At 66.0% G+C, this 10,526-nt stretch carries 11 protein-coding genes; 7 read left to right on the forward strand and 4 right to left on the reverse strand.

Annotation, left to right across the window (positions count from 1 at the left end):
* Positions 1 to 19 precede the first annotated feature (19 nt).
* The 6 genes from J3485_RS05820 (at position 20) to J3485_RS05845 (ending at position 4,728) form a co-directional block, all read left to right on the forward strand.
* Positions 20 to 538 (forward strand): hotdog family protein, encoded by a 519-nt coding sequence (locus J3485_RS05820; RefSeq protein ID WP_206951586.1) that lies wholly within the window; start codon positions 20 to 22, stop codon positions 536 to 538.
* Positions 535 to 1,266 (forward strand): 3-ketoacyl-ACP reductase FabG2, encoded by a 732-nt coding sequence (locus tag J3485_RS05825; RefSeq protein WP_206951587.1) that lies wholly within the window; start codon positions 535 to 537, stop codon positions 1,264 to 1,266. Before J3485_RS05820 ends, J3485_RS05825 begins: the two co-directional genes overlap by 4 nt.
* Complete coding sequence (locus tag J3485_RS05830; RefSeq protein ID WP_206951588.1) at positions 1,266 to 2,492, forward strand: beta-ketoacyl-ACP synthase; 1,227 nt, start codon at positions 1,266 to 1,268, stop codon at positions 2,490 to 2,492. Before J3485_RS05825 ends, J3485_RS05830 begins: the two co-directional genes overlap by 1 nt.
* An 8-nt stretch (positions 2,493 to 2,500) precedes the next feature.
* Positions 2,501 to 3,730: a beta-ketoacyl synthase N-terminal-like domain-containing protein gene (locus tag J3485_RS05835; protein WP_242538498.1), complete on the forward strand. Its 1,230-nt coding sequence runs from the start codon at positions 2,501 to 2,503 to the stop codon at positions 3,728 to 3,730.
* 56 nt (positions 3,731 to 3,786) lie between these two features.
* Entirely contained in the window at positions 3,787 to 4,218 is a 432-nt protein-coding gene (locus J3485_RS05840; protein ID WP_206951590.1) for a hypothetical protein, read from the forward strand.
* A gap of 72 nt (positions 4,219 to 4,290) precedes the next feature.
* Positions 4,291 to 4,728 (forward strand): excinuclease ABC subunit A, encoded by a 438-nt coding sequence (locus J3485_RS05845; protein ID WP_206951591.1) that lies wholly within the window; start codon positions 4,291 to 4,293, stop codon positions 4,726 to 4,728.
* A 10-nt stretch (positions 4,729 to 4,738) separates the two neighbouring features.
* Here the strand turns inward: J3485_RS05845 and J3485_RS05850 are convergent, their stop codons facing one another.
* Positions 4,739 to 5,473, reverse strand: a complete 735-nt coding sequence (locus J3485_RS05850) for a class I SAM-dependent methyltransferase (protein WP_206955670.1) — start codon at positions 5,471 to 5,473, stop codon at positions 4,739 to 4,741.
* A gap of 145 nt (positions 5,474 to 5,618) precedes the next feature.
* Here J3485_RS05850 and J3485_RS05855 point away from each other — a divergent pair, with 145 nt between their 5' ends.
* Complete coding sequence (locus tag J3485_RS05855; protein WP_206951592.1) at positions 5,619 to 6,869, forward strand: NAD(P)/FAD-dependent oxidoreductase; 1,251 nt, start codon at positions 5,619 to 5,621, stop codon at positions 6,867 to 6,869.
* A 108-nt stretch (positions 6,870 to 6,977) separates the two neighbouring features.
* On the opposite strand, the gene guaD is transcribed toward J3485_RS05855, so the two are convergent.
* From guaD to xdhC, 3 genes are all read right to left on the reverse strand, one after another.
* On the reverse strand, positions 6,978 to 8,285 hold the full coding sequence (gene guaD, locus J3485_RS05860) for a guanine deaminase (RefSeq protein ID WP_206951593.1): 1,308 nt from the start codon (positions 8,283 to 8,285) through the stop codon (positions 6,978 to 6,980).
* A 148-nt stretch (positions 8,286 to 8,433) separates the two neighbouring features.
* Positions 8,434 to 9,474, reverse strand: coding sequence for an adenosine deaminase (locus tag J3485_RS05865; protein WP_206951594.1), 1,041 nt, complete (start codon positions 9,472 to 9,474; stop codon positions 8,434 to 8,436).
* Entirely contained in the window at positions 9,455 to 10,522 is a 1,068-nt protein-coding gene (gene xdhC, locus J3485_RS05870) for a xanthine dehydrogenase accessory protein XdhC (RefSeq protein ID WP_206951595.1), read from the reverse strand. The genes J3485_RS05865 and xdhC overlap by 20 nt, the downstream gene beginning before the upstream one ends.
* Between the last annotated feature and the right edge of the window lie 4 nt (positions 10,523 to 10,526).

Consider the following 10,526-nt stretch of genomic DNA (forward strand, 5'->3'; position numbering starts at 1 on the left):
ACGATCCAAGACATTGACGATGACGACGCCGACCCTTCCATTCGAGACCGCCGCCGCAGCCGACGCGAATGTCGTCGACACCGCATTCCCCGCTGTCGACGACGTGCTGCCGCACCGCGGCACGATGCGTCTTCTCGATGAAATCGTCGCATGCAGCGACACCGCCGTGAGCGTGCTCGCGAGCATCGATCCGCAGGCTTGGTACGCCAATCCGGACGGCTCGATGCCGGCTTGGATCGGTATCGAGTTGATGGCGCAGGCGATCGCCGCGCACGTCGGTTTGATCGCGATGCGCGCGGGCGGCCAGGCGCGGCCCGGCGTCTTGCTCGGCGCCAGCCGTTACGAAGCGCAGGCGCCTTCGTTCGCGCCCGGCGCGCGTCTGCGTATCGAGGCGATCGAACTGCTCAAGAGCGAACAGGGCCACGGCGCCTACGAGTGCACGATCTCGACCGACGCTCGGTGCGTCGCGCAAGCCGTCGTCAAGGTGTTCCAACCGACCGATTTTCAAGCATTCATCGAAGGGAGTTTCACGTCATGACCAGCCGGCGGGTTCTCGTTACCGGCGCAAGCCGCGGCATCGGCCGCGCGATTGCGTATCGTCTCGCCGCGGATGGCTTCGCCGTCACCGTGCATTGCCGCAGCGGTGTGAACGAAGCACAGGCGGTGGTCGACGCGATCGTCGCGCAAGGCGGCCGAGCGAGTCTCGTGCGGTTCGACGTGCGCGACCGGGCCGCATGCCGCGCGGCGCTCGAAGCCGAGGTTGCGCGCGACGGTGCTTACTACGGCATCGTGCTCTGCGCGGGCCTCACGCGCGACGCGGCGTTTCCGGCGCTGACGGACGAAGATTGGGACGCCGTCATCGAAACGGGCCTGGACGGCTTCTACAACGTCGTTCATCCGTTGACGATGCCGATGGTGCGCGCCAAACAGGGCGGCCGCATCGTCACGATCGCGTCGGTTTCGGGCGTGATCGGCAATCGCGGCCAGGTCAATTACAGCGCGGCCAAGGCGGGACTGATCGGGGCGACGAAGGCGCTCGCCGTCGAGCTTGCGTCGCGCCGAATCACGGTCAACTGCGTTGCGCCGGGGCTCGTCGACACGGAGATGCTTGCCGAGCTCGAGCATCTCGAACAGGCGTTGCAGACGGTGCCGATGGGACGCGTGGGCCGCCCCGATGAGATCGCCGCAACGGTCGGTTTCTTGATGTCCGATTGCGCGTCCTACATCACGCGCCAGGTCATCGGCGTCAACGGCGGGATGATCTGATGAGGCGTGTCGTCGTCACTGGAATGGGCGGCGTGACTGCCTTCGGCTCGCGCTGGGACGAGATCGAGGCGGCGCTGCGCGGTGGGCGCAACGCGGTGCGCCGTATGCCCGAGTGGGATTACTTCTCGTCGCTACACACGCGTCTCGCGTGCCCGCTGCCGAGCTTCCAGGTGCCGCCCGAATACCCGCGTAAGAAAACGCGATCGATGGGGCCCGTCTCGATGTACGCCGTCCGGGCGAGCGAGCTTGCGCTCGCCGACGCCGGGCTTGCCGGCGACGCGTCGATCGCCGACGGCCGGATGGGTGTCGCGTACGGCTCGTCGTCGGGCTCGGTGCAGCCGATTCGCGCATTCGGCACGATGCTCGATACGGGATCGATGCACGACGTGACGTCGAACAGCTACGTGCAGATGATGCCGCACACGGCGGCTGTCAACGTGGGCCTGTTCTGGGATTTGAAGGGGCGCGTCATTCCGACCTCGTGCGCGTGCGCATCGGGCAGCCAGGCGATCGGCTACGCCTATGAGGCCATCGCGACAGGCAAGCAGACGCTGATGCTCGCGGGCGGTGCCGAAGAACTCTCGGGGCCGGCCGTCGCCGTCTTCGATACGCTCTATGCAACGAGCACGCGCAACGACGCGCCGCATTTGACGCCGCGTCCGTTCGATGCCGCGCGCGACGGGCTCGTCGTCGGCGAGGGTGCCGCCACGCTCGTGCTCGAGGAATACGAGCATGCGCATGCGCGCGGTGCGACGATCCACGCGGAGATCGCGGGCTTCGGCTGCAATTCCGACGGTGCGCACATGACGCAGCCGACGGCTGCGACGATGGCGCATGCGATGCGAATGGCGCTCGACGATGCGCAACTGCGGCCCGAGGCGATCGCCTACGTGAATGCGCACGGCACCTCGACCGACCGCGGCGACGTGGCCGAGAGCGCCGCGACGGCAGCCGTATTCGGCAACGCGATGCCGATCAGTTCGCTCAAGAGCTTCGTCGGGCACACGCTCGGCGCTTGCGGCGCGCTCGAAGCCTGGTGGACGATCGAGATGATGAAGCGCAACTGGTACGCGCCGACGTTGAACCTGACGACGGTCGACCCGGCTTGCGCAACGCTCGATTACATCATGCACGACGGTCGCACGATCGATGCCGAGCACGTGATGAGCAACAACTTCGCGTTCGGCGGCATCAACACGTCGCTGATCTTCAAGCGTTGGCGATGAGCGGCACGATGCGCCCGGATACCCAACGCGTGGTCGTGACCGGCATGGGCATCGTCTCGTGCCTCGGCAATGCGCTCGACGCGGTGGCCGATGCCTTGCGCGCAGGCCGTTGCGGCATCGTGCGCATCGAGGCCTGGGCCGAACGCGGCTTCGCGAGTCAGGTGGCCGGCGCGGCATCGCTTGCCGGCGCGACGCCGTTTGCGCGCAAGTTCGAGCGCTTCATGGGCGACACGGCGCGCTTCGCGTGCCACGCGGCACGCATGGCGATCGACGATGCGCGGCTGACGCCGTCGGCGTTGCGCTCGCCCGGGGCCGGAGCGGTGATCGGCTCCGGTGCCGGCGCGTTGTCGGCTTACGATGCCGCGCTTGCGTTGGCTAGCGCACGCGGCATCGAGCGAATTCCGCCGTTCGTCGTACCGCAGGCGATGGGCAGTACCGTGTCCGCGAACGTTGCGCACGTCTTCGGGTTGGAGGGTGTCTGCTATTCGCCGTCGTCGGCGTGTACGACCTCGGCGCTCGCGATCGGCCAGGCGATGCAATTGATTCAAAGCGGGCGGCAGCACCTCGTGCTCGCGGGCGGCAGCGAAGAGCTGCATGAGAACACGGCGCTGATGTTCGATGCGATGGGCGCGCTCTCGCGCGGATTCAACGCCGAGCCGGGGCGTGCGTCGCGTCCGTACGATGCGTTGCGCGACGGCTTCGTGATGGGGTCGGGGGCGGGCGTGCTCGTGCTCGAGTCCCTTGCGCATGCGCGCGCACGCGGCGCCTCGATCTATGCCGAGCTCACAGGATTCGGCCAAGCGACCGAGGCGCAGGCGATGGTGGCGCCGGGCGCGGCCGGCATCGCCCGCGCGATTCGCGCCGCGTTGACCGAGGCCGGCGCGCAGCCCGATTACGTGAACACGCACGCGCCGTCGACGCCGCTCGGCGATGCGCAAGAACTCGAGGCGCTTGCGGCCGTCTTCGGCGAGCGCATTCCGCCGCTGTCGTCGACGAAGGCGTTGACGGGGCATCCGCTTGCCGCGGCGGGCGTGCACGAGGCGATCTATACGTTGCTGATGATGCGTGACGGGTTCGTCGCGGCCAGTGCGGGGATCGAATCGCTCGATCCCTGTGCGGCGGGCGCACCGATCGTGCGAGCGACGCGCGCGGCGCCGCTTGCCGCGGCGATGTCCGTCTCGTTCGGTTTTGGCGGCAGTTGTGCGAGTTTGATGTTCGGCGCCTGCGAAGGCGCGTGAAGCGGCAACGCGGCGCTTCGATTTTTTGACGCGACAACAACAAAAGGAGTAACGCGATGAAACTGAAGCACCTGATTGCGCTGTCGGCGCTGGCAGCGGTGACGCACGGGGCCGTGGCGCACACGCATACGACCAGCTATCCGCTCAAGCCCGTGCTCGATGCGCAGAGCACCGACGGCAAAGTGGCGTTTTATTTCGGCGATGCGGCCCATCCCGCCGTGACGGCGTCGCATGGCGACAAGACCGAGTCGGCGCGCATCGCGCGCAAGCTCGACGGTGAAACCGCGTCGTGCAACGCGGCGCTGACGCAAGCACTGGATGCGCTTCGCACGGATGCCATCGACCACGGCGCCAACGCCGTGATCAACATCGAGACGAGCTTCCATGAAACGCACACGTCCTCGGCTACCGAATTCACCTGCGCTACGAGTGGGAGCGCCGCCGCACTGAAGGTGCACGGCGAGCTCGTCACGCTCGGGGCGCAGTGAACCCTCCGGGCCAAGGGCTCGGCCCGGAAACTTGCAGTTCCTCAACTTAAAAGAAAATAGGAAATAAGCACCATGAATCGTTATCTGAAGCTGGCGGCTGTCGTTGCTCTGTCGTTCGCGGCCACGCAGGCATTTGCTCGCAATTCCATCGAAACGTACTCGATCGACAGCGCGCTGAAGACGGACGGGGGCAAAGTCGATTCCGACATCGCGCTGTATTTCGCCGGCCAGCCGCATCCTGTCGTGCTCAAGACCTTGAGCGAAGCCGCCACCAACAAGAAGACGAGTTCGTTCGGCCGCAGCGATGAGCTTGCGTGCCAGCACGTGTTCTTGTCGGCCGTGATCTCGCTGCAAAAGCGCGCGCGCGAAGCGGGCGGCAACGCCGTCATCAACATCAAGAGCAACTACAAGGACAACCTGACGGCAAGCTCGACCGAGTTCGTGTGCGGTGCAGGCGCCGTGATCGCCGGCGTCGCGCTCAAGGGCGACGTGGTGACGCTGCGCAAGTAAGGACGCGGCGCTAGAGCGGTTTGCGAGCGGCGACGTTGACAAGCGTCTCGCGCCGCTTGCCCGGCTTCGGATGATGAACGCCGAGCCGCTCGAGCAAGCCGAAATCTTTCGCGCGGCTCCACCAGAGATAGGGCAGCGAGACGTTGCGTTCGGCGAATGCGAAGCCGCGGGTGCGCAGCATGTCGAGATAACCGTCGGCGCTCTTTTGCACATGCATCGGATGGCGAAACAGAAGACGGATGACCCACGACTTGATATAAGCGTCGGTCGATTCGGCGAACAGGAGCAGACCGCCCGGCTTCAGCACGCGCCAGAACGCGTCGAGCGTGCGTTCTTGCTCGACGAGATGGTGGAACGTCTGATGGCAAAAGACGATGTCGACGCTGGCATCGGGCAGCGGCAGCGCGGCGCAGTCGCCTTGCATGAGTTCGATGTCGACATCGATGCCGGTGCCGATGTGCGTGCGTCGTGCCGCGTGTTCGGCGAGGGCGAGCGAAGCGCGATGGCAATCGACGCCGACGATACGGCTCGGCTCGAACGCGCGTGCGAGCAGTTTGAACGAGATGCCTTGTCCGCAGCCGGCATCGACGATGACGGGCGCATGCGGAAGCGGCGCGTCGATCAGCCGTTTCAGATCGTCGATGGCCACGCGCAGCACGTGGTGTTCCCACGTGTGCGTGCGCAGAAACCAGACGCCGAAGGCCGTTTCGGGAACGAACGTCGAGGGCTTGCTCAAGGCAGGCATTGAATTGGATGACACGTCGGCTTCCCCCGCGAATGGTTGTCGTTGTGATGCCGCGGATTGTAATGGGAACCGGCCCAGGCGTGCGTCGAAGCGGGCGCACTGCCGACTCACTGTCGAAATGGACGATAACAAGGAAGAAACAACGATGAATACAGAGTTCGGGGAAGTCGAGCAGATGGATGTGGCCGTGATCGGCGCGGGGCCGGCCGGGGCCGTGGCGGCTGCGCTGCTCGCGCGCGCGGGACGGTCGGTGCTCGTGCTCGAGCGTCAGCACTTCCCGCGCTTTTCGATCGGCGAGAGCTTGCTGCCGCAGAGCATGGCTTATCTCGAAGAGGCCGGCATGTTGCAGGCCGTCGTCGAGGCTGGTTTCCAATACAAGAACGGCGCATCGTTCGTCCACGGCGAGAAGACCTCGTCGTTCGATTTCCGCGACAAACATTCGGAAGGGTGGGGCACGACGTATCAGGTCGAGCGCGCCGTATTCGATCAACTGCTGGTCCGGCGCGCGACCGAGCAGGGGGTGCAGGTGCGCTTCGGCCATACGGTGCGCTCGATGCAGACGGGCGATGCGCCGGTGCTCGAAGTGGAGGACGAAGCGGGCCGCACCTATCGCGTCGCCTCGCGCTTCGTGTTCGATGCGAGCGGCTTCGGCCGCGTACTGCCGCGGCTACTCGGGCTCGAAAAGCCTTCGAACATGCCCGCGCGCGCGGCGCTGTTCTCGCACGTCCAGGACGGGCTGCCGGCCGACGCCAACGATCGCAACAAGATTTGCGTGGCCGTGCATCCCGAGCGCCGCGACGTGTGGTACTGGATGATTCCGCTCGCTGGTGGACGCACTTCGATCGGCTGTGTGGCCGATGCCGCGTTTCTCGATGTGCCGGAGGCGGAGCGCGAGGCGAAGCTGCGCGAGCTGATGCGCGCGGAGCCGACGATCGCTCGCTTGATTGGGGAGGCGCCGTTCGTGATGCCGGTCAATCGCATCGGCGGCTATTCGGCCAACGTCGAACGCCTGCACGGCCCCGGCTATGCGCTGCTCGGCAACGCCGGCGAATTTCTCGATCCGGTGTTTTCGTCGGGCGTAACGATCGCGCTGCGTTCCGCGCATCTCGCGACGCAGACGCTGCTGCGGCAACTCGACGGCGAGCATGTCGATTGGGCGACCGAATACGACGAGCCGCTGCGCAAGGGGATCGACACGTTCCGTGCATTCGTGGAGCGCTGGTACACGGGCGAACTGCAGGACATCGTCTTCTACGCGAATCAGACCCCGAAGATTCGCCGGATGATCAGCGCGATTCTCGCCGGCTACGCGTGGGACGAGTCCAATCCTTACGTTGCCGATCCGGTGCGGCGGCTGACCGCGCTGCACGAAGTGTGTATGACCACGCCGGCCTGAGGCCGGATGCGCCGCCGCGGCGTTCGTCGCCGCGGCGGTATAAAGCGGTTCCAAACGGCGCGAAGCGGTAAGCGCGTCACGAAGCGGCCCGCGTTGCCTCGCGCCCGTTCAACCGCGTCGATGCACGCGCCGCCCTTCGGCATAGGTTTCGAGCACGGCGCGATCGTCGCCGAGCATCGCGAACGCGAACAGCCACTCTTCGGACGATTGCGCGAGTGCCGTGCGTCGCGCGAGCAGCGGCGTCGCTTCGGGGTCGAGCACGATGAAATCGGCTTCCGAGCCGGGGCGCAGCGTCCCGACCGTGTCTTCGAGGCCGAGCGCTTGCGCGGCGCCGGCCGTCGCGAGCCAGAACATACGCTCCGCGGTCAGACGATGTCCGGTCATGCGCGCAACCTTGTGCGCTTCGTTCATCGTCTGCAACATCGAGAACGACGTGCCGCCGCCGACGTCGGTGCCGAGCGCGACGGGCATTCCCGAGGTCCCCGCCTTCTCGAAATCGAACAAGCCGCTTCCGAGGAACAGATTCGACGTGGGACAGTGCGAAGCCACCGCGCCGGTCTCTGCCATGCGTTTCCGGTCTTCGTCGTCGAGATAGATGCAGTGCCCGTAGACGGCGCGCCGGCGCAGCAAGCCGTAATGTTCGTAGACGTCGAGATAGCTGCGGTGGCCCGGAAAGAGTTCGGCGACCCACTTCACTTCGTCGGTGTTCTCGGAGACGTGGCTTTGGATGAACACGTCGGGATGGAGGCGCGCCAGCGCGCCGCAGGCTTCGAGCTGTGCCGGCGTCGAGGTCGGTGCGAAGCGCGGCGTCAGCGCGTAGAGCTGACGCCCACGCTTGTGCCAACGCTCGATCAGGGCCGCGCTGTCGTCGTAGCCCGATTGCGCCGTGTCGCGCAGGAATTCGGGGCAATTGCGATCCATCAACACCTTGCCTGCCACCATCCGCAGATTGCGTGCCTCGCTCGCGGCGAACAGCGCGTCGGCCGAGCCTTTGTGCACGGTGCAATAGACAAGCGCCGTCGTCGTCCCGCAAGCGACGAGCTGGTCGATGAAGAACTCGGCGACGTTCGACGCGTGCGCGGCATCGGCGAAACCGCGTTCGGTCGGAAACGTGTAGGTGTCGAGCCACGGCAGCAGACCCGCGGCCGGCGATGCGATCATCTCCGTTTGAGGATAGTGCACGTGGGTGTCGATGAAGCCCGGGGCGATCAGCTTGCCGGGCCGCTCGACGATGGCCGTTCCGGGTGTGAGTTGCGCGCGCAGCGACGCATACGGGCCGGCCGCGACGACGCGCCCGCCCTCGACGATGAGCAGCCCGTCTTCCTCGAAACGTGCGCCGCCGGCCGTCGTGGCCGGATCGCCGACAAAGGTGAGTAATTTAGCGCGGAAGGCGGTGCGCTGTTCGTTTTGACTCATGATGGTACGTCTCTCTCTCTCAGTCTCAGTGCGGTAAAAAGAAGTGGACGGCGCAGTGCGCGGCCGAGCGCTACCCTCGTTGCGTGCGCAACGAAAAGCCGCGCAACACAGGAAAGGCGGCCGGCTCAGCGCGGTCCGCGTCGGGAAATCAATGCGGCGTCAGGGTTGGCCGCTCCCAGTAGGCGTCGAGCTTGCCGATGAGCGCTTCGCGCTCGGCCGGCGAGACGAACGACGCCTCGAATCCGTTGCGAATGATCGTGTAGACCTCTTGCTCGTTCAGCTCGAGCGCCTCGGCCGTGGCGAAATAGTTGGCGTTGACGTAGCCACCGAAGTAAGCGGGATCGTCCGAGTTGACCGTCACGGCGATACCTTGCGCGAGCAGTTGCTTGAGCGTGTGCTGTTTCATGTCGTCGAACACGCGCAGCTTGACGTTCGAGAGCGGGCACACGGTCAGCGCGATGCGCGAATCGGCCAGGCGCGCGACGAGCGCCGGGTCTTCGATGCTGCGCACGCCGTGATCGACGCGGTCGACCTTGAGCACGTCGAGCGCTTCATGAACGTAGGACGGCGGCCCTTCCTCGCCCGCGTGCGCGACGAGCTTCAGGCCTCGCGCGCGCGCTTTGGCGAAGACGCGCTCGAATTTCGACGGCGGATGGCCGCGTTCGGACGAATCGAGACCGATGCCGATGAGGCGATGCGCGTAGGTATCGAACAGCGGCAGGGCGGCCTCGTAGGTGGCCAGTGCGTCGGCTTCGGATAGATGCCGCAAAAAGCAAAGAATCAGCCTGCTCGTGAGGCCGCGCTGCTCGCCCTCGGCCAGCGCGCGCTCGATGCCGGCCACGGCGGTACTGATCGCGACGCCGCGCTCCGTATGCGTTTGCGGATCGAAGAAGATTTCGGCATGAACGACGTTGTCGGCGAGGGCGCGCTCGACGTAGGCCATCGTCATCGTGTAGAAATCTTCTTCCGTCAGGAGCACGCTGGCACCCGCGTAGTAGATGTCGAGAAACGATTGAAGATCGGTGAATTCGTAAGCCTGCTTCAATGCTTCGATCGATTCGTAGGAGAGCTTGACGCCGTTGCGCTTCGCGAGATTGAAGATGACTTCGGGTTCGAGCGAGCCTTCGATATGGATATGGAGCTCGGCTTTGGGCGCGCCGGCGATTTTTTCAGCGAGTGTCGGTGTCATGGTCGGTCAGCGGTTGCAGCATGGAAAACGATGAGTCGGGCACGGCCGTGGGGGCGGCGCGGGCGGATTCGACGGCTTGCAGCAGTTGCGCGGCGGCGGACAGCGCGATGACCTCGGGCGTTTTGTCGACGATTCCCTCGATGCCGATCGGGCACACCATGCGGGCGATGCGTGCCGGATCGATGCCGTGCGCGGCGAGCCGGTGCTCGAATTGCCTGCGCTTCGTCCGCGAGCCGATCATGCCGAAGAAGACGAAGTCGTCGCGTCGCAAGATGCGCTCGGCGAGTACGAGATCGCGCGCGTGGTTGTGCGTCATGACGACAAATGCGGTGCCCGGCGCGGCCTCGTCGATGGCCTCGTCGGGCGCGTCGTTCGCATCGATCGTGACGTTGGACAAGCCCTCGGTGACGAATGGCGGCGGAAATTGCGCATCGCGTTCGTCGACCCAGCGCACGAGGCACGGCAGCGTCGCGAGCACGCGCGCAAGCGCCGCGCCGACGTGTCCCGCGCCGAACAACACGACGGGAAACTCGCGCGAGACGATCGTCTCCGTGAGCAGCGCATTGGCTTCATCGAAGCCGGCGCCGTCCCAGAGCAGGCACTCGGGCGCTTGGGCGCCGGCATCGGCATCCGCGAGTCGCACGGGTTCGTGCGCGGGGCCGAACGATACGCTGCGCTGCGTCGCCGTGCGGGCATGCATGCGTTTGGCGAGCGCGGCCACCCAATCGAGATCGCGGACGTCGAGCCGCTCGAAGGCGAGCACGACGGCGCCGCCGCAGCACTGGCCGAGGCTCGGCCCGAGCGAGAGCCGCTCGAGCCGGCGCAGATGCGGCACGCGCATGCCGTCGCGCAGCACCTCGCGTGCGATTTCGATCGCGCGCCATTCGAGATGGCCGCCGCCGATCGTGTATCGCGCGCTCTCGCGTGTGACGATCATCTTCGCGCCGGCTTCGCGCGGCGTCGAACCCTCGACGCGCGCGACCGTCACGAGCACGACGGCATCGCCGTGCGCGAGCAAGTGCTGCAATTCGGTGAGCCAGGGTTGCATGCGT

The sequence above is a fragment of the Trinickia acidisoli genome, assembly GCF_017315725.1.
GTDB lineage: Bacteria > Pseudomonadota > Gammaproteobacteria > Burkholderiales > Burkholderiaceae > Trinickia > Trinickia acidisoli.

Coding starts and splice junctions, on each gene's coding strand:
- J3485_RS05825 (WP_206951587.1), top strand. CDS start 535: ATGACCAGCCGGCGGGTTCTCGTTACCGGCGCAAGCCGCGGCATCGGC.
- J3485_RS05840 (WP_206951590.1), top strand. CDS start 3,787: ATGAAACTGAAGCACCTGATTGCGCTGTCGGCGCTGGCAGCGGTGACG.
- J3485_RS05855 (WP_206951592.1), top strand. CDS start 5,619: ATGAATACAGAGTTCGGGGAAGTCGAGCAGATGGATGTGGCCGTGATC.
- J3485_RS05830 (WP_206951588.1), top strand. CDS start 1,266: ATGAGGCGTGTCGTCGTCACTGGAATGGGCGGCGTGACTGCCTTCGGC.
- J3485_RS05820 (WP_206951586.1), top strand. CDS start 20: ATGACGACGCCGACCCTTCCATTCGAGACCGCCGCCGCAGCCGACGCG.
- J3485_RS05850 (WP_206955670.1), bottom strand. CDS start 5,473: ATGCCTGCCTTGAGCAAGCCCTCGACGTTCGTTCCCGAAACGGCCTTC.
- guaD (WP_206951593.1), bottom strand. CDS start 8,285: ATGAGTCAAAACGAACAGCGCACCGCCTTCCGCGCTAAATTACTCACC.
- xdhC (WP_206951595.1), bottom strand. CDS start 10,522: ATGCAACCCTGGCTCACCGAATTGCAGCACTTGCTCGCGCACGGCGAT.
- J3485_RS05865 (WP_206951594.1), bottom strand. CDS start 9,474: ATGACACCGACACTCGCTGAAAAAATCGCCGGCGCGCCCAAAGCCGAG.
- J3485_RS05845 (WP_206951591.1), top strand. CDS start 4,291: ATGAATCGTTATCTGAAGCTGGCGGCTGTCGTTGCTCTGTCGTTCGCG.
- J3485_RS05835 (WP_242538498.1), top strand. CDS start 2,501: ATGCGCCCGGATACCCAACGCGTGGTCGTGACCGGCATGGGCATCGTC.